This is a genomic window from Nocardioides malaquae (assembly GCF_015070385.1).
GTDB lineage: Bacteria > Actinomycetota > Actinomycetes > Propionibacteriales > Nocardioidaceae > Nocardioides > Nocardioides malaquae.
Window position 1 is genome coordinate 234,209 of sequence record NZ_JADCSA010000005.1, and the last position, 17,826, is coordinate 252,034.

The following is a 17,826-nucleotide window of genomic DNA, read 5'->3' on the forward strand; positions in this document are numbered from 1 at the left end:
GTGCTCTGGAGACTGCCCGCCGCCCTCGGTGCCGGCGTGGTCCTGTCGGGCGCCTCCGAGCCCCTGGGCTGGGCGTGGCTCACACCGTTGAGCATCGCCGCGCTGTGCTGGTGCGTACGCGGCCTGCGTCCGGGGCGAGCCTGGTTGCCGGGCCTGCTCTTCGGCGTCGGCTTCTTCTTCTCCCTGCAGTGGTGGATGCGTGCCGTCGGCACCGATGCGTGGATCGGGCTCTCCGCCCTCGAGACGGTTTTCCTCGCGCCGGTCGGCGCCCTCTTCGCGCTCCTGCAGGCACGGAGCCGGGCCTGGCCGCTCTGGTGCGCCGTGGTGTGGGTTGCCGTCGAGACCGTGCGCAGCTCCTGGCCCTTCAGCGGCATGCCGTGGGGCCGGCTCTCCTACGCGGTGGCCGACACCGTCTGGGCCGCGGGCCTGCCGTGGCTCGGCTTCACCGGCGTCAGCCTCCTGCTCGCCGCCACCGGCACCACCCTGGCCTGGTTGGTCAGCGACCGACCGGGACGCAAGCCCGCCGCGCTGGCTGCCGTGGCCCTGGCGGTGGTGACGTTCCTGCCGGCTGCCCTGCCCCCGGTCGCGACCACGGGCAGCACCGATGGCGGCGCGGCCGGCGACGACCGGGCTCGCACTGCCACCGTGGCGGTGGTGCAGGGTGACGTGCCCGGCCGTGGCGACGACCTCGTCGCCGTGCACGAGCAGGTGACCACCAACCACGTCCGCGCCACCGTCGACCTCGCCCAGGACGTACGCGCGGGCGAGGTGCCGCGCCCGGACTTCGTGCTGTGGCCCGAGAACTCCACGGCTGTCGACCCGTTCCGCAGCTCGGCGACGCGAGCGGGCATCGACGAGGCGGTCGAGGCGGTGCAGACGCCGGTCCTGGTCGGTGCCATGGTCGACGCCCCCGAGGCGCACCAGGTGCTGAACCAGGGGCTGGTGTGGCACCCGGGCACCGGCGCCCAGGACCGCTACACCAAGCAGAACCCCGTGCCCTTCGGGGAGTACATCCCCTGGCGTGACGTGGTCTTCCGCGAGAACCTCGGCAAGCTGCGCCAGATCGGGCGCGACATGCTCAGCGGCACCCGCACCTCGCCGCTGCGCGTCGGCGACCTCGAGGTGGCCGACGCCATCTGCTTCGACGTGGCCTACGACCGCGGCATCCACGAGCAGGTGCGCGAGGGTGGCGAGCTGCTCGTCGTGCAGACCAGCAACGCCATGTTCATCCACACCCACCAGATCGCCCAGCAGTACGAGATCACGCGCCTGCGTGCGCTGGAGACGGGCCGTCACGTGGCGGTCGCCGCGACCAACGGCGTCTCCGGGGTCATCGGCCCCGACTCCGTCCCGGTGGCAGAGGCCACCCCACGCACGACCTCGGTGCTGGTCGAGGAGGTGGGTCTCTCCTCGATCGTGACCCCGGCCGTGTGGATGGGGCCGTGGCCGGGGCGCCTCGCCGTCCTCCTCTCCGTGCTCGCCTACGCACGACACCGCCGGGGCGGGCCGCGCATGCCCTATATTCGCGGTGCGGGGATCGAGGCTGTGTCGTCCGGGGACACAGGGGGAGACGGATCGCCCGATCCGAAGTGAGGGAGCGCAGCGTGAGCCAGTCGCCACTGGGCCGTGTGGTCATGGTGATTCCGACCTACAACGAGTCGGACAACATCGAGTGGATCATCGGACGTCTGCGCCGCGCCCAGCCAGAGGTCGACGTCATGGTCGTCGACGACAACTCACCCGACGGCACCGGCAAGATCGTGGAGGCGTTGGCCCAGACCGACCCGCACGTGCAGGTCGTCCACCGCACCGAGAAGGCCGGGCTGGGCGCGGCCTACCGCCACGGCTTCCGCGTCGCCCTGGACCAGGGCTACGACGTGATCGGCGAGATGGACGCCGACGGCTCGCACCAGCCCGAGCAGCTCCAGCGGCTGATCGACGCCATTGCCCAGGGCGCCGACCTGGTGATCGGGTCCCGCTGGATCCCGGGCGGCTCCATCGTCAACTGGCCGAAGTCACGCGAGGCACTCTCGCGCGGGGGCAACCTCTACGTGCGCCTGCTGCTCGGCATCCGGGTCAAGGACGCCACGGCAGGGTTCCGGCTCTTCCGCCGCCAGACCCTCGAGGCGATCGACATCGAGACCGTGACCTCGACCGGATACGTCTTCCAGACCGACATGGCCTACCGGACCCTGCGCCAGGGCCTCACCGTGAGTGAGGTGCCGATCGAGTTCGTGGAGCGCGAGCGCGGCGACTCGAAGATGAGCAAGGACGTCGCCACCGAGTCGTTGAAGCTGATCACCCGATGGGGTCTCGCGGAGCGACGGGCCCAGGTGCAGCGGCTCCTTGGGCGCCGTGCCGCATGATGGAGGCATGACGCCGCGACGCCGTTTTCCCCGCTGGCTGCTCGTCCTGCTGCTGGTGGTGATGCCCCTGCTCGAGCTGTACGTCCTCGTGCAGGTGGGTCAGGTGATCGGTGCGTGGTGGACGATCCTGCTCCTGGTCGTGGCGAGCGTCATCGGCGGCTGGCTCATCCGCCGCGAGGGTGGCCGCGCCTGGCGCGCGCTCACCGAGGCGGTCTCCGCCGGGCGGGTGCCGACCCGCGAGCTCGCCGACGGCGCCCTAGTCGTCGTCGCCGGCGCCCTGATGCTCAGCCCCGGCTTCGTCACCGACGCCTTCGCCCTCTTCCTGATCCTGCCGCTGACCAGGCCGATCGCCCGCCGCGCCCTCACCGGCGCCGTCGCAGCACGGCTGGCGCGCCGCGGCGCCGCCGCGCCCGCGTTCGGGTTCGTGCCGGGCTTCGGGGACGTCGGCGGCCACGGCGACCCCACCAGGCCCTGGGACGCACGTCGCCCCGGACCTCCCGGTGGTGACCGGGTGGTCCGGGGCGACGTGGTCGAGGACCCCTAGGGTCCTGCAGCCGTGGCGCCGGTCAGGCGCCGGCCTTCACGCGCTTCTTGGCGTTGGCCCGGTGCAGGTGCGCCGGACCGATCTCGCCGCCGCGCAGCAGCTCGAGACGCTCCTTGAGGATCTCCTCGAGCTCCTTCTCGGAGCGGCGCTCCAGGAGCATGTCCCAGTGCGTACGCGCGGGCTTCTCGTTCTTCGCCTCAGGCTCGATGCCCTGCGTGCTCCGGGCCTCGCTGCCGCACTTGGGGCACTCCCACAGGGCCGGGATCTCGGCCTCGTCGGACATGGTCACCTCGAAGGCGTGACCCTGCTTGCACTCGTAGCCGACCTGCTGACGCGCCGCGAACTCGATGCCGCGCTCGTCCTCGAAGCTCTGACCACCGAGCCGTGCGCCGCGCAGTGTGCGCTCCGCCATTGAGCCACCTCCAGAATCTGGTTCGCCCCGTTGTCTGTAGCTGTGAGACGACCCAGAGGGGGGATCATGACGCCATCGGATCAGGTGGCATCAGCGGTCGTCCATGGGACAACGCTAGCGGGCCGTGCCCAATTCCGGTGAATCGTGCACCACTTCTGGGTGCGCCACGACCCGTCCCCAGAATGGCGCAGAGGAGTCAGTCAGGCGGAGACGCCGGAGCGTGGATTCTCGGTGGCCTTGACCTTGAGCAGGAAGGCGAGCCCCACCGCGAGCACGACCATGATGCCGAGGATGCCCCAGTGCTCGGCATCGTCCACGTCGGCCACGCCCGTGACAGCGGCGCCCAGCCCGATGAAGCCTGCCCACGCGGCGGGCGCCATGAAGCTCACCGCCCGCCCCGTGGTGGCGTACAGGCCGAAGATCTCGCCCTCCTTGCCCGCGGGGATCAGCCGCGCCAGGAAGGTGCGCGACGCGGACTGCGCCGGACCGACGAAGACGCAGAGCAGCAGACCGAACACCCAGAAGATCACGGTGCCGCGCTCGTGCAGCAGGAAGACGGCCATCCCGGCCACCAGCATGCAGCTGAGCGAACCCACGATCACCCGCTTCGGCCCGAGCCAGTCGTCGAGGGTGCCGAACGCGATGGTGGCGACCCCGGCCACCACGTTGGCGGCGATCGCGAAGATGATCACCTCGCTGGGGGAGAAGCCGAAGGTGCCGGCGGCCAGCACGCCACCGAAGGTGAAGACCCCGGCCAGCCCGTCGCGGAAGACCGCGGAGGCCAGCAGGAAGTAGGCCGTGTTGCGGTCGTGCCGCCACAGGTCGGCCACGGTGCCGAAGAGCTGGCGGTAGGACGCCACGATGCCCACCGCCTCGTGGCGCTCGGGGCGCGAGACCTTGTCGTCGCGGATGGTGAGGATCACCGGCAGGCTGAAGACGAGCGTCCACAGGGCACACAGGAGCATCGTGACGCGGACGTCGAGACCCTCCTCGTCGGTGACGCCGAAGAGGCCCACCTCGGGGTCGATGAAGCCGAAGAAGACGATGAGCAGCAGCACGATGCCGCCGATGTAGCCCAGCCCCCACCCGAAGCCGGAGATGCGACCGACGGTGGCCGGAGTGGAGATCTCGTTGAGCATCGCGTTGTACTGCACGGACGCGAACTCGAAGGCAATGTTGCCGGCCGCCAGCAGCACGAGTCCGAGCCACAGGTAGTCGGGCGCAGGCTTGACGAAGAAGAGACCGACCGAGGCCAGGATGACCAGCGCCGTGTTCGCCGTCAGCCAGAAGGTGCGGCGTCCGGAGCTGTCCGCCCGCCGACCCGTGATGGGGGCGAAGAGGGCGATGAGGACACCGGCCGTCGCCAGCGCCCACCCAAGCTTGGCGCTCGCGCCGGACCCGAAGGGGTCGGAGGTGATGTAGACGCTGAAGACGAAGGTGGTGATGACGGCGTTGAAGGCCGCCGAGCCCCAGTCCCAGAGCCCCCAGGCGACGACCGGCCAGGTCCTCGCCCTGCCGGCGTACGCGGGCGGTGACGCCGTGGTCGTCTCACTCATGCGTGGTCCCTCCAGAGGCCGTGACGCTGCAGCGTGTCCTTGAGTATGTCCGTGCGGTCGGTGACGATGCCGTCGACACCCCGGTCGAGAAGTTCCCGCATCTCGGCGGGGTCGTCGATGGTCCAGACGTGCACGTGCACCCCGGCGCGGTGGGCACGCCGGACGAACCCCGGCGTCACCACCTTGATCCAGCCTCGTCGGTGCGGCACCTGCAGGGCGGCCACGTGACCTCCCGTGACCCGGCGGGCCAGCGCCGCGCTCGGCAGGAGCCGGAAGGCGGCCACCTCCGCCGGGCTGGCCGAGGTGGGCACCCGTCCCTTCACCGCGCGCCGGAAGGCCATCAGGCGTTCGCGGGAGAAGGAACCGACGAGCACCCGGTCCCAGGCGCGGCACTCGGCGATCACCCGCACCAGGGGCTCCACCGCTCCCTGCGACTTGATGTCGATGTTGAACCGGGCCTGCGGAAAGGCCTCGAGCAGTTCCTTGAGGCGCGGGATCCGGCCTTGGCCACCGATGCGGGCGAGGCTCACGTCGGCGTAGGTCTGCGCCGCGATCTCACCGAGCCGGTCGGTGACCCGGTCGAGCACGTCGTCGTGGAAGGCGAGGAGCTCGCCGTCACTGGTGGCGTGCACGTCGGTCTCGAGGTAGACGTAGCCCAGCGAGACGGCGTGCGCGAAGGCGGCCTCGGTGTTCTCCAGACCGACGATGTCGGGGTGACGGGCTCCACCTCTGTGGGCGAACGCCAGCACCGGACGACCGAGGTCGAGGTAGGGGTGGCCCGTGTCACGACCGATCACGCCGCGAGTATGCCCCATCGGCCCTCCAACGGGGGGCCACTCTCCACCCAGCCCTCTCACGGAGCCGGGTGAGGTCAGATGTCGCGGAAGGTCTCGATGTTGGCGCCCAGGGTGTTGAGGCGGTTGGCGAGGTCCTCGTAGCCGCGGTGGATGACGTAGGTCGTCCGCAGGACCGAGGTGCCCTTCGAGGCCAGCATCGCCAGCAGGATGACGACGGCGGGCCGCAGGGCCGGCGGGCAGACGATCTCGGCACCGCTGAAGCGCGTCGGGCCCTGGACCATCACCCGGTGCGGGTCGAGGAGCTTGACGTCGGCGCCCAGCTTGTTGAGCTCCAGCAGGTAGATGGCCCGGTTCTCGTAGACCCAGTCGTGCAACAGGGTCTGACCTTCGGCGACCGCGCCGATCACGGCGAAGAACGGGAGGTTGTCGATGTTGAGCCCCGGGAAGGGCATCGGGTGCACCTTGTCGAGGGGGGCGTGCAGGTCGGACTCGTGCGTGGTCAGGTCGACCAGCCGCGTACGCCCGTTGTCGGCGAGGTACTCGTCGGTGCGGGTGTACTGCAGGCCCATCTCCTCCAGCAGCGCCAGCTCGATCTCGAGGAACTCGATCGGCACCCGCTTGATCGTGATCTCGGACTTGGTCACGATCGCGGCCGCCAACAGCGACATCGCCTCGATCGGGTCCTCGCTGGGGGAGTAGTCGACGTCGACGTCGATGCGCTCGACACCGGTGACGCTCAGGGTGGTGGTGCCGACGCCCTCGATGTGGACCCCCAGCTTCTCCAGGTAGAAGCACAGGTCCTGGACCATGTAGTTGGAGGAGGCGTTGCGGATGACGGTGGTGCCGGGGTAGAGCGCGGCAGCCATCAGCGCGTTCTCCGTGACGGTGTCACCACGCTCGGTGAGCACAATGGCGCGCCTCGGCTCGATCGCGCGGTTGACCAGCGCGTGGTAGGCGCCCTCGTTGGCCTTGACCTCGAGGCCGAAGGGACGCAGGGCCGACATGTGCGGCTCGACCGTGCGGGTGCCCAGCTGGCAGCCACCGGCGTAGGGCAGGTCGAACTCCTCCAGACGGTGCAGCAGCGGGCCCAGGAACATGATCACCGAGCGGGTGCGGCGCGCCGCCTCCTCGTCGATCGCGCTCAGGTCGAGCTGGGCGGGGGGCACGATCTCGAGGTCGTTCTCGTCGTTGAGCCAGCGGGTCTGGACGCCGATCGACTCGAGCACCTCGAGCAGCCGGTTGACCTCCTCGATGCGGGCCACCTTGCGCAGGGTGGTGCGACCACGGTTGAGCAGGGACGCGCAGAGCAGCGCAACGCCGGCGTTCTTGGAGGTCTTGACGTCGATGGAGCCGGCCAGCTTGGTCGGACCGGTCACGCGGAGGTGCGTGGGTCCGCCGCCGACGGAGACGATCTCGGAGTCGAGCGCGGCACCGAACCTGGCCAACATCTCCAGCGAAAGGTTCTGGTGACCCTTCTCGATCCGGTTGATGGCGCTCTGGCTGGTGCCGAGGGCGTCGGCCAGCTGCTGCTGGGTCATCCCGCGATGCTTCCGAGCGTCGCGGATGAGGTTGCCGATGCGTCCGAGATAGTCCTGCGTCATGCTCGCCACGGTATCTCACATATGAGATAAAACCAGCAACGCCGGCGCCGCGTCACCAGCGTAGGGGAGGGGTCCACACGGCACCGCAACCGGCCGAGCAGGTCGACCACGGTCCCCTAGGCTGAGAGATCATCACCACCCGTCCGCAACCCCGGAGTGTCCCGTGACCCCTTCGAGCACCACCGACACCCACCCGGCCGACCGCCACGACACGATCCGCGTGCACGGGGCCCGGGAGAACAACCTCAAGGACATCTCCTTGGAGGTGCCGAAGCGGCGGCTGACGGTCTTCACCGGCGTCTCCGGCTCGGGGAAGAGCTCCCTGGTGTTCAGCACGATCGCGGCCGAGTCGCAGCGGATGATCAACGAGACCTACTCGACCTTCGTCCAGGGCTTCATGCCGTCGCTCAACCGACCCGACGTCGACGTGCTCGAGGGACTGACCAGCGCCATCGTCGTCGACCAGGAGCGGATCGGCGGCGACCCGCGCTCGACGGTCGGCACCGCCACCGACGCCAACGCCCTGCTCCGGATCCTCTACAGCCGCCTGGGCCAGCCCCAGGTCGGCGGCCCCCAGGCGTACTCCTTCAACGTCGCCTCGGCGTCGGGCGGCGGCGCGATGAAGACCGAGAAGGGCGGCAAGGTCGTCACCGAGCGACGCTCCTTCTCGATCACCGGCGGCATGTGCCCCACCTGCGAGGGTCGGGGCTCGGTCTCGGAGTTCGACCTCACCGCGCTCTACGACGACAGCCTCTCGCTCAACGAGGGCGCGCTGACCATCCCGGGCTACACGATGGACGGCTGGTACGGACGCATCTTCGCCGGGTGCGGCTTCTTCGACCCCGACAAGCCGATCCGCGACTTCGACGCCGACGAGCTCGAGGCGCTGCTCCACAAGGAGCCCACCAAGATCAAGGTCGACGGGATCAACGTCACCTACGAGGGACTCGTCCCGAAGATCCAGAAGTCGATGCTGGCCAAGGACCGCGAGGCGATGCAACCGCACGTGCGGGCCTTCGTCGACCGGGCCATCGTCTTCACCACCTGCTCCGCCTGCGACGGGATGCGGCTCAGCGAGGCCGCCCGTTCCTCGAAGATCGGCGGGAAGAGCATCGGCGACCTGTGCCGCATGCAGGTCAGCGACCTCGCGCAGTGGGTGCGCCAGCTCGACGAGCCGACGGTGGCACCGCTGCTGGAGACGCTGCAGGGCACGCTCGACTCCTTCGTGGGGATCGGTCTGGGCTACCTCAGCCTGGAGCGCCCCTCAGGCAGCCTCTCCGGAGGCGAGGCGCAGCGGGTCAAGATGGTGCGCCACCTCGGTTCGGCGCTCACCGACGTCACCTACGTCTTCGACGAGCCCTCCATCGGCCTGCACCCCCACGACATCCAGCGCATGAATGACCTGCTGCTGCAGCTGCGGGACAAGGGCAACACGGTGCTGGTCGTGGAGCACAAGCCCGAGATGATCGCGATCGCCGACCAGGTCGTCGACCTGGGCCCGGGGGCTGGTGAAGCCGGCGGCGAGATCTGCTTCCAGGGCTCCTTGGAGGGGCTGCGGGGGAGCGGGACGCTGACGGGTCGCCACCTCGACGACCGCGCCCAGCTCAAGGACGAGGTGCGCAAGCCGACCGGCGTGCTGGAGGTGCGGGGAGCCAGCGGCAACAACCTCGTCGACGTCGATGTCGACGTGCCCCTCGGCGTCCTGTGCGTCGTGACCGGAGTGGCCGGCTCGGGCAAGAGCACCCTCATCCACGGGTCGGTCTCGACCCGCGACGGCGTGGTCGCCATCGACCAGTCGCCGATCAAGGGGTCGCGCCGCAGCAACCCGGCCACCTACACCGGTGTGCTGGAGCCCGTGCGCAAGGCGTTCGCGAAGGCCAACGGGGTGAAGCCGGCACTCTTCAGCGCCAACTCCGAGGGCGCCTGCCCGACCTGCAAGGGGGCGGGAGTCACCTACACCGAGCTGGCCGTGATGCAGAGCGTGGCGACGACCTGCGAGGTCTGCGAGGGCCGTCGCTTCGACACCGAGGTGCTCCAGTACACGCTCGGAGGGCGCAGCATCGCCGACGTCTTCGACATGTCGGTCGAGCAGGCCGAGGCGTTCTTCGGCGCGGGGGAGGCACGCATTCCGGCGGCCCACAAGATCCTCGCCCGTCTGGTCGACGTGGGCCTGGGCTACGTGCGTCTCGGCCAGCCCTTGACCACGCTCTCGGGTGGAGAGCGTCAGCGCCTCAAGCTGGCCGCACAGATGGGGGAGAAGGGCGACGTCTACGTGCTCGACGAGCCGACGACGGGGTTGCACCTCGCCGACGTCGAGCACCTGCTCGGCATGCTCGACCGACTCGTCGACGCAGGGCGCTCCGTCATCGTCATCGAGCACCACCAGGCCGTGATGGCCCACGGCGACTGGATCATCGACCTGGGGCCCGGCGCGGGCCACGACGGCGGGCGGGTGGTCTTCGAGGGCACCCCGTCACAGCTGGTGGCCGACGCCTCCACGCTGACCGGGCAGCACCTCGCCCAGTACGTCGGCGCTCCCAGTGGCTCCTGAGCGCGGGGGCGCACCCCGCCCAGTCACTTCTTCGGGTTGCCCACCGCGACGGAGACGCCCTCGTACGCCGGGTCCGACACCGCCTTGAGCATCAGGTGGGCGACGGTGGCGCGAGCCACCGAGAACCCACCGCTCGATGCACCTTCGCGGTCCTCGACGTAGTCGGTGCGCAGCGGTCCGTCGTGGCCGGCGGTGACCGCCTGGTCGACCACGTGCCGTCCGACGCCGCCGGTGCCTCCCAGCACGAGGATCTTCACGGCCGAAGACTCTCATCCAGCCGCTCCGCCGCGCTGCTCGGGGTTGCGCGATTCGGCACGCCGGGAGAAGGTCTGGGTGGCGCTCGTCACATCGAGCGCCTTCCACTGTCGGCCGCGACCGCGGCCGGCGCCAATGACGAGAGCGCTCGGGGCGCTCGATCGGAGGACGACCAGTGAGTCGAGCAGGACAGAGCAGGATCTTCAGGGCGGTGGTCGGGGGAGCGGCAGCCGCCCTCGTCATCACCGCAGCACCGGTGACGTCGGCCTCGGGCCAGGCGGAGCAAGGGCCCGGCCACGACCGGGGCGCAGGCCAGGTCACCGGCAAGGCGACCTACCGCCACCTGGAGGCCTTCCAGCAGATCGCCGACGACAACGACGGCACCCGTGCCACCGGCACGCCCGGCTACGAGGCGTCCGGACGTTACGTCGAGCGCCAGCTGCGCAAGGCGGGGTACCGCACCGAGCGGCAGTACTTCGACGTGGAGACCTTCACCGTCGACGAGGTGGCCATCGAGGTGCCCGGCGTCGACCTGGATCCGGTGCCGTTCTCCTACTCCTCGAGCACCGACGGGACGGTCGAGGCCGAGCTGGTCGCTCCGTCCAACCCCCTGGGGTGCACCGACGCGCAGTGGGACGGCGTCGAGGCGACGGGCAAGATCGCCGTCGTCAGCCGCGGCGAGTGCCCCTTCGCTGACAAGACCGTGGCCGCAGCTGAGGCCGGCGCAGCCGCCGTCATCGTCTACAACAACACCACCGGTGCCCTCAACGGGACCCTGGGCAACCCGATCGAGGGCTCTGCGCCCGGCGTGGGTGTCACCCAGGCCGAGGGCGAGGCCCTGCTCGGCGCCATGGACGCCGGACCGGTGACCGGCTCCTTCCTCCTCCAGACGAGCATCGAGACCCAGGAGACCTTCAACGTCCTGGCCGAGACCCGCGGGGGAGACCCGGACAACGTGGTCATGCTGGGAGCCCACCTCGACAGCGCGCCCGAGGGTCCTGGCATCAGCGACAACGCCACCGGCAGCGCCGCAGTCCTGGAGACGGCGATCCAGTTGGCCAAGGGCAACCGTGGCAAGGGCAAGGGTCACTCGAAGCACGGGCGCAAGCACGACCGCGGACCGGCCACCATCAACAACAAGGTCCGTTTCGCCTGGTGGGGCGCCGAGGAGCTCGGTCTTCACGGCTCGAACCACTACGTCGCCGACCTCCAGGCCAACGCGCCCGAGGAGCTCGACAAGCTCGCCGTCTACCTGAACTTCGACATGGTGGGCTCGCCCAACTACGTCATCGGGGTCTACGACGCCAACGAGTCGACCTACGAGGCCGGCGTCGAGGTGCCCCAGGGGTCGATCGAGGCCGAGAAGGTCTTCACCGACCACTTCGACGCCATCGGCCAGCCGTGGGTCGACATGGAGTACTCGGGCCGCAGTGACTACGCGGCGTTCATCGACGCCGGAGTCGCGTCCACCGGCCTCTTCACCGGTGCCGACGGCACCAAGACCGAGGAGGAGGCCGCGCTGTTCGGTGGCACCGCGGGGCTCACGTACGACCCGAACTACCACGCCGCGGGTGACGACATCAACAACGTCAGCAAGGAGGCGCTCGACATCAACGCGCGCGCCATCGGCGCCGTCGCGCGCCAGCTGGCGTACAGCACCGAGGCCATCAACGGCGTGAAGCCGCCCAAGACCCACCCGGGCAAGGGCCACGGCAAGAAGAAGGACCGCAAGGACAAGAAGGAGAAGCGCAAGGGCCCGCGTTCCAAGCGTCGCTGACCAGGAACGGACCCCCATGTGGCGAGCGCCCCACCCCGGCACGGGGTGGGGCGCTCGTCGCGTCGCGGGAGGCGGCCTCAGCCCTCGGTGGCCCCGGCGTCGATGGTGCTGACGTCGATCACGTAGCGGTAGCGCACGTCACCGGCCACCACCTTGTCGTAGGCGGCCGTGACCTCGTCGGCAGTGATGACCTCGACCTTGGCGCCGATGCCGTGCTCGGCGCAGAAGGCGAGCATCTCCTTCGTCTCGGGGATGCCGCCGATGTTGGAGCCGGTGAGCACCTTGCCGCCGCCGATGAGCAGGCCGGGACGCACCGCGTACTTCTCGGTCGGCAGTCCGACGTTGGCGACGACGCCGCGGGGACCGACGAGCTTGAGGTAGTCCTCGATGTCGAGGTCGGCGCTGACGGTGTTGAGCACGACGTCGAAGTGGCCCCGGCGGGCCTTGAGGTTGGCCGGGTCGCTGGAAGCGAGGTGCTCGACGGCGCCGAGGGCGAGCGAGTCGTCCTTCTTGGCGTCGCTGCGCGAGATCACGGTCACCTCGGCGCCCATCGCGGTGGCGAGGACGACGCCCATGTGCCCGAGGCCGCCGAGACCGACGACCGCGACCTTCGAGCCGGGGCCGACGCCCCAGCGGCGCAGGGGGGAGTAGGTGGTGATGCCGGCGCAGAGCAGGGGAGCGGCGACGTCGAGCTCAATGCCCTCGGGGATCGGGCAGACGAACTTCTGCTGCACGACGACGTGCTGCGAGTAGCCGCCGTAGGTGGGCTCGCCGTCGTAGCCGCGACCGTTGTAGGTCATCACGGCACCGCGCGCGCAGTTCTGCTCGAAGCCGGCGCGGCACTCGTCGCACTCGCCACAGCTGTCGACCATGCAGCCGACGCCGACGCGGTCGCCGACCTTCACGTCGGTGACGGCGTCGCCAATGGCGGAGACGACTCCGGCGATCTCGTGGCCGGGGACCATGGGGAAGATCGCCTGGCCCCACTCCTCGCGCACCTGGTGGATGTCGGAGTGGCAGATGCCGGCGTACTTGATGTCGATCGCGACGTCGTCGGGGCGGAGCGCACGACGCTCGATGGTGCGCTGGACGAAGGCGGCGCCGGGGGACTCGGCGACGAGGGCTGGCGTGGTGGTCTGCGTCATGGGTTCCACGCTAACGCGGGCGGCAGAATGGACCCCGTGACACCAGATCTGACCCCTGAGCTGCGCCAGTCGCTGGAGGACCACCTGCGGATCTGGCGGGTGGACCCGGTGGGGCACACCGAGACGCTCGTACGTCTGGCGCGACGCACCTCGTCGGTCGCCGGCGTGCCGTCGCTCACGGCCGTGGGGGAGCACGGGGAGGAGGTCTCACGCGCGGGGTTCGCCCGACTGGTCGGGGCCCTCGAGGACGCGCTCGGACTGGAGGCGCTGTCGGGCGTCGAGGCACAGGTGGCCGCCGTCCAGGGCATGGTTCGGCGCCTGCTGGCTGACGAGGTCTCACCACGGGAGCTGACCTACTGGGTGACTCGCGTCGTCGGACTGCGCGGAGGTCGCGACGCCCAGGAGCTGATGGCCTTGGAGGAGGAGTACTGCGAGCGTCTGGGCCAGGACGTCACCGACCTCGACGCACGGGTACGCGCCGCGGCCGAACGCCTGGCAGATGCCGGTCCGGAGGAGTCCCGGGGGAGGCGCACTGGGTTGCTCGCACGGTGGCGTCGTGAAGGGCGCGGAGCACGTTCGAGGTAGCACCGTGCAGGGGTCGAAGTTGTCGGTGCTCGCTGGTGGGGTTGAGCCATGGAAGCCACCGCCACTGTCGCCCCTGAATTGGGTGACCTGACTGCCGCGGAGCTGCTCAGTGCTGCGCGTGAGCGGCGCTCGGTGGTGCAGCGTGGCGAGGCCGATCTCCTGGCGATCGCGTACGAGTGGGCCGTGGCGCATCCTGCTGACGAGGACGGGTGGAACGCGGCGGCGTTCCATCACCCTCTGGGTGATGAGCCGATCTCCGGTGACGGCACCCCGCTGGTGGCGGAGTTCTGCATCCCCGAGCTCGGGGCCGCGCTGGGGATCTCCACCGACGCGGCGAAGAAGCTCATCGGCCAGGCGATCGAGATGGTGCACCGGCTGCCGCGGGTGTGGAAGCGGGTCCAGTCCGGCTTGGTGCCGGTGTGGCGGGCCAAGCAGGTCGCCGAGGCCACGATCCACTGCGACCCGGCCCTGACGCCGGAGGCGATGGCCTGGATCGACGCGCAGGTGGCTCCGTTCCTGGAGAAGATCGGCCGCGCCCAGATGGAGCGCATCCTCGCGCAGGCGATCGAGCTCTACGGCCTGGCGGCCCAAGAGCAGCCACGCGATGAGGACAATGACGGCCGGTTCGTGCACATCCACACCCCGGTCGGACCCTTCGCGGGCGCGATGCGGATCGAGGCCGAGGTCTCGAACGCTGACGGGCATGACTTGGCCCAGGCGCTGTCGGTGGGGGCAGCGGCACTCAAGGCCGGTGGCTCCACTGCCTCGCTGGACGTGCGGCGGTCGATGGCCCTGGGTGAGCTGGCAAGGCAGCAGACTTCGCTCGATCTCGCCAGCGCTGAGTCCGGAGGTGAGGACGTCGACGCAGGCAGCGCTGGCACTGCGGCTGGCACCACTGACTCAACCGGGGAGCTGGTGCAGCGCACGGCTCGGCGGGTCGACCTGCACCTGCACTTCACCGCCGAGGTCCAGCCCGACGGCACCACCGGCATCAACCCGATCGGATTGCTCGAGAACGGCCAGAAACTGGCCCTGCTGTCGCAGGTCCGGTCCTGGGTGCGGGGCACGCACACCGAGGTGCGGATCCTGCCGGTCATCGACCTCAACGAACAGATCACAACGAGCAGGTACGAACCCACCGACCGGCTCCGACGCCAGGTCATTCTCCGGGACCGCACCTGCGTGTTCCCGTGGTGCACCAGACCAGCCAGGTCCTGCGACCTCGACCACGTCGAACCCTTCGACCACGACGCTGCCGGTGAAGACCGGCCACAACCAGGGCCGACCGCGACCGACAATCTGGCCGCCCTGTGCCGCGGCCACCACCGGTTGAAGACCCACACCGGCTGGCAACTCACCTCACCCACCAGCGGCGTCTTCGAGTGGACCAGCCCCCACGGCCAACGTTTCCGACGCGACCCGGACGGCACCCAACCCCTCGAGCCGTTATGTCAACCAATGGATGGCCTGTCCGCCCCACCGGGGGATGAGCCCCCGCTGCATCCGGACACAAACCCCTCTGCAGCTTGGACCCCGCTGGATCCACTTGGCTCAAAATCCGTCTGACAGAACTCAACTTGTGCGTAGTCACCAGCCAGGTGGCCCCGATGACACAACGTGGTTGCGACTGCGTACGCGACCAGCATGGTTCGGCTGCGTGGCGACTGCGTGAGCGACCAACATGCTTCGGCTGCCTGACCAAGGTGCGCCCACGCTGGCGCGCTCACGGACGCCACCAACGACAGCGGTAACGCGGACGGCGGTAACGCACACCTGATCCCTCAGTCACCACGCGAACACCGGGGAACAACCCCTTCTGGCTCCTCGCGGCACAGCCCACCGAACTGGCGAAGCGACATGTAGGACCGCGACGAGCGATCCTCGTGGCCACGCCGCGCTGAGAGATTCGAGAATCGGTCTCGGCGCTAGCTCGGAGATGCGGCGTTTCCCGCCGGAGGGTCAATCGGACCCTGGATAATCGAACGCGTGACTGAGGACGAGTTGGAGGCCCTGCGCTCGATCCGCGCTTCTTACGAGGAACTGGACCGTTGGCGCGCACGGTCGCGTGGGGTCGAGAGGCCTGAACGTGGCAGCGACCTCTCGAGCGACGAGGCTATATGGCCCTACCTTGACCCGGCCGAAGTTGCTCGCCAGTCGCTCGTGTCGGCGACCCAGCACCTGAACCTGGCTCGGGCAGCTGTGGAGGCGGGCGAGGTGTTCCCGACGGCTCACTACTCGGTGCTTCGGGGAGCGCTGGTAGGCGGCAGCATGGCCGTTTGGGTGCTGGGCCCCGATGTCGCGGTCGATCGCCAGCAACGGGCCTTGCGGGTAGTCAACGAGTTCTACAAGCGCGCGTTGCAGTACCACGACGAGATCCGGCCCTACGTTGACATGTCCCACCCAGACGCGGCCCAGTGGGTCGACGCCGGCGAACACATGCGTCGCCGACAGGCCGAAGCCCGAGCAAAGTGGACCAGCGCCGGGGGGCTGACAGAAGGACAGGTCTTAGAGATGACCGCTGTCGTGCGCGCGGTGGCCGCGTCAGTCTTCGGGGAACGGGAAGCCTTCGACGTCCGGCTCCTATGGCGCCAGTTGAGTGGGGACGCCCACGCCTTCACGTGGCAGATGCTCGGCCGCAGCAACCTCGCGCAGAACGTCGGTGGAGGGATGGCCGAGTTCGCCGCGGGAGGCAACCTCGTCGAGCTCTCCGATGCGTTTGGCAAGGTCCACCGGCTCACGAAGCGGGGCTGGTCTCTGTTCGATCGCCGGTGCACGGCCGCGAGCCGCCGTTCTAGCGGTTGAGGAGGAATAGTCGTCCACACGCCACGCCGTCATCCGTCCAACGCGCCATCGAACGATCAATCGTCACCAGGGAGGCCGATCCACCTGACACTGTTGGTTTGCAGCCGACCTGTCCAAAGTCTCAGCTCGTTGTCCACAACGGCGAGCGGGGCCTGACCCGATCCGACGATCGGCGTTGTTCCAGCTGATGTGTCTAGAACGTTGGTCGCAGGCGCTTGGTCACCGAGATCCGGTCTGAGGACTTCGAGGAACAATACGGCGAGGACATCCTCCGCAAGGATACCGAGACGCCGTTCGACTGGGGCATGCTCTCCGGGAAGATCTCTGCGATCCGTTGGGTCCTCGGAAGGCAGAAGCCGTCGCCGAAGAAACGCTGACCGAGGTCCGTCGCGCCATGTCGATGGACTACTGAAAGGCCGCCCAAATGTCACTCATCGAAGTCCGCTCAGCGATCGACGCCATCGACGACGAGATCATCAAGTTGCTCGCGCGGCGGCAGCCACTCGTCTTGAAGGCCGCAACCCACAAGACCGACGCCAGGGCCGTCCGCGCAGCCGACCGGCGCGCGGCCATGATGGACCGCCTGGCTCATTCAGCCGACGCTGCGGGCCTTTCGCGATCGGTGGTCACAGCGGTCTGGACGGCCATGATCGACGCCTTCATCCAACTCGAGCTCGATGAACACAAGCGACTCAGTGCGGACGACGGAACCGGATCGTCAGCCATTGGAGAACGGCGTGGAACTTCTGGACATCTCGGCTGAGAATTGGACAGCGATTCTGGAAATCAACAATCGACACGGACGACGAGTTCTCGCACCTGTTTGAGCTCGTCGTAGTTAACTGGCGAAGCGACATGTAGAAGAGCGACGAGTCGGGGCCGATGAGGAGGAAGACGCGTCCGACACCACGTGTAGGCGTCGTTGCCGTTTGCCGCGCGGCCGTACTCACACGCCGATGAGCGGAAGTCGAGTGACAACCAATGACATGCAACGTGGCGTCCAGACCCGTCCGCTCGCACACACATCCGAGGTCGTCGAACGGTCCAGATCCGTAGCGGGCGAACTCGTCGAGCGAGGCGTTGTCTGGATGTATCGCATCGCTCCTAACAGTCACATCGACCTGACGCGAGATGAGGTCTTCGATGTGCTGGGGGACGCGCGGACCTGGAACTACTTGCCGAACTGGGCGCACGACGTGGCCCTCTACCTGACCGCTGAGGACGAGTCGCTGTACTACGTCACCAAGTGACTGGAGCGTCCGGACCTGCGCGTTGAGCGCGTCCGCCGGTTGCCCGGTTGTCAGGCTCGATCGGCGTCGAGCCTGGCTTGGATGTAGGTGGCGTAGTTCGCGGCTGATCCGATGGCGTGCTTCTCAATGGTGGCGGGGGAGTAGCCGAGGATTTCGGCGATGATGGCCGTGGGCGCGAACTTGGT

Annotated in this window: 16 protein-coding genes; 10 read left to right on the forward strand and 6 right to left on the reverse strand. The window is 68.9% G+C overall.

All coding sequences use genetic code 11. The annotated features are described in order from the left end of the window. From lnt to IEQ44_RS07385, 3 genes are read left to right on the forward strand one after another with little or no spacing between them, the layout of a single operon-like run. Window positions 1–1,593: an apolipoprotein N-acyltransferase gene (gene lnt, locus IEQ44_RS07375; RefSeq protein WP_193637776.1), complete on the forward strand. Its 1,593-nt coding sequence runs from the start codon at window positions 1–3 to the stop codon at window positions 1,591–1,593. A gap of 11 nt (window positions 1,594–1,604) precedes the next feature. Further along, complete coding sequence (locus tag IEQ44_RS07380; protein WP_319804550.1) at window positions 1,605–2,366, forward strand: polyprenol monophosphomannose synthase; 762 nt, start codon at window positions 1,605–1,607, stop codon at window positions 2,364–2,366. 7 nt (window positions 2,367–2,373) lie between these two features. Then, on the forward strand, window positions 2,374–2,910 hold the full coding sequence (locus IEQ44_RS07385; RefSeq protein WP_193637777.1) for an FxsA family protein: 537 nt from the start codon (window positions 2,374–2,376) through the stop codon (window positions 2,908–2,910). 22 nt (window positions 2,911–2,932) lie between these two features. Here the strand turns inward: IEQ44_RS07385 and IEQ44_RS07390 are convergent, their stop codons facing one another. From IEQ44_RS07390 to IEQ44_RS07405, 4 genes are all read right to left on the reverse strand, one after another. Continuing rightward, window positions 2,933–3,322: an RNA polymerase-binding protein RbpA gene (locus IEQ44_RS07390; protein ID WP_193637778.1), complete on the reverse strand. Its 390-nt coding sequence runs from the start codon at window positions 3,320–3,322 to the stop codon at window positions 2,933–2,935. A gap of 200 nt (window positions 3,323–3,522) precedes the next feature. Next, window positions 3,523–4,878 carry an MFS transporter gene (locus IEQ44_RS07395; RefSeq protein WP_193637779.1) on the reverse strand — a complete coding sequence of 452 codons (1,356 nt, stop codon included), beginning with the start codon at window positions 4,876–4,878 and terminating at the stop codon, window positions 3,523–3,525. After that, window positions 4,875–5,675 carry a glycerophosphodiester phosphodiesterase family protein gene (locus tag IEQ44_RS07400; RefSeq protein ID WP_319804551.1) on the reverse strand — a complete coding sequence of 267 codons (801 nt, stop codon included), beginning with the start codon at window positions 5,673–5,675 and terminating at the stop codon, window positions 4,875–4,877. The genes IEQ44_RS07395 and IEQ44_RS07400 overlap by 4 nt, the downstream gene beginning before the upstream one ends. Window positions 5,676–5,749: 74 nt before the next feature. Continuing rightward, complete coding sequence (locus IEQ44_RS07405) at window positions 5,750–7,276, reverse strand: UDP-N-acetylglucosamine 1-carboxyvinyltransferase (protein ID WP_193637781.1); 1,527 nt, start codon at window positions 7,274–7,276, stop codon at window positions 5,750–5,752. A 163-nt stretch (window positions 7,277–7,439) separates the two neighbouring features. On the opposite strand from IEQ44_RS07405, the gene IEQ44_RS07410 reads away from it, so the two are divergent. After that, window positions 7,440–9,827, forward strand: coding sequence for an ATP-binding cassette domain-containing protein (locus tag IEQ44_RS07410; protein ID WP_193637782.1), 2,388 nt, complete (start codon window positions 7,440–7,442; stop codon window positions 9,825–9,827). 23 nt (window positions 9,828–9,850) lie between these two features. On the opposite strand, the gene IEQ44_RS07415 is transcribed toward IEQ44_RS07410, so the two are convergent. Continuing rightward, a complete protein-coding gene (locus tag IEQ44_RS07415; protein ID WP_193637783.1) occupies window positions 9,851–10,084 on the reverse strand; it encodes an NAD(P)-dependent oxidoreductase in 234 nt (77 codons plus the stop codon). 173 nt (window positions 10,085–10,257) lie between these two features. Between IEQ44_RS07415 and IEQ44_RS07420 the strand changes: the two genes are divergently transcribed. Then, window positions 10,258–11,859, forward strand: a complete 1,602-nt coding sequence (locus tag IEQ44_RS07420; protein ID WP_319804552.1) for a M28 family peptidase — start codon at window positions 10,258–10,260, stop codon at window positions 11,857–11,859. A 77-nt stretch (window positions 11,860–11,936) separates the two neighbouring features. On the opposite strand, the gene IEQ44_RS07425 is transcribed toward IEQ44_RS07420, so the two are convergent. Next, a complete protein-coding gene (locus tag IEQ44_RS07425; RefSeq protein ID WP_193637784.1) occupies window positions 11,937–13,004 on the reverse strand; it encodes an NAD(P)-dependent alcohol dehydrogenase in 1,068 nt (355 codons plus the stop codon). Between the two features lie 36 nt (window positions 13,005–13,040). Here IEQ44_RS07425 and IEQ44_RS07430 point away from each other — a divergent pair, with 36 nt between their 5' ends. The 5 genes from IEQ44_RS07430 (at window position 13,041) to IEQ44_RS07450 (ending at window position 17,154) form a co-directional block, all read left to right on the forward strand. Further along, entirely contained in the window at window positions 13,041–13,589 is a 549-nt protein-coding gene (locus tag IEQ44_RS07430; RefSeq protein WP_193637785.1) for a hypothetical protein, read from the forward strand. A gap of 48 nt (window positions 13,590–13,637) precedes the next feature. Then, window positions 13,638–15,155, forward strand: coding sequence for an HNH endonuclease signature motif containing protein (locus IEQ44_RS07435; protein WP_193637786.1), 1,518 nt, complete (start codon window positions 13,638–13,640; stop codon window positions 15,153–15,155). Between the two features lie 756 nt (window positions 15,156–15,911). Continuing rightward, a complete protein-coding gene (locus IEQ44_RS07440; RefSeq protein ID WP_227487049.1) occupies window positions 15,912–16,391 on the forward strand; it encodes a hypothetical protein in 480 nt (159 codons plus the stop codon). Window positions 16,392–16,606: 215 nt separating this feature from the next. Continuing rightward, window positions 16,607–16,768: a hypothetical protein gene (locus tag IEQ44_RS07445; protein WP_193637787.1), complete on the forward strand. Its 162-nt coding sequence runs from the start codon at window positions 16,607–16,609 to the stop codon at window positions 16,766–16,768. Window positions 16,769–16,815: 47 nt separating this feature from the next. After that, on the forward strand, window positions 16,816–17,154 hold the full coding sequence (locus IEQ44_RS07450; protein WP_193637788.1) for a chorismate mutase: 339 nt from the start codon (window positions 16,816–16,818) through the stop codon (window positions 17,152–17,154). The last annotated feature ends 672 nt before the right edge of the window (window positions 17,155–17,826 follow it).

Excerpts from the sequence above, each read along its gene's own strand:
- IEQ44_RS07385 (WP_193637777.1), top strand. The coding sequence starts at position 2,374 with ATGACGCCGCGACGCCGTTTTCCCCGCTGGCTGCTCGTCCTGCTGCTG.
- IEQ44_RS07390 (WP_193637778.1), bottom strand. The coding sequence starts at position 3,322 with ATGGCGGAGCGCACACTGCGCGGCGCACGGCTCGGTGGTCAGAGCTTC.
- IEQ44_RS07395 (WP_193637779.1), bottom strand. The coding sequence starts at position 4,878 with ATGAGTGAGACGACCACGGCGTCACCGCCCGCGTACGCCGGCAGGGCG.
- IEQ44_RS07405 (WP_193637781.1), bottom strand. The coding sequence starts at position 7,276 with ATGACGCAGGACTATCTCGGACGCATCGGCAACCTCATCCGCGACGCT.
- IEQ44_RS07425 (WP_193637784.1), bottom strand. The coding sequence starts at position 13,004 with ATGACGCAGACCACCACGCCAGCCCTCGTCGCCGAGTCCCCCGGCGCC.
- IEQ44_RS07435 (WP_193637786.1), top strand. The coding sequence starts at position 13,638 with ATGGAAGCCACCGCCACTGTCGCCCCTGAATTGGGTGACCTGACTGCC.
- IEQ44_RS07450 (WP_193637788.1), top strand. The coding sequence starts at position 16,816 with ATGTCACTCATCGAAGTCCGCTCAGCGATCGACGCCATCGACGACGAG.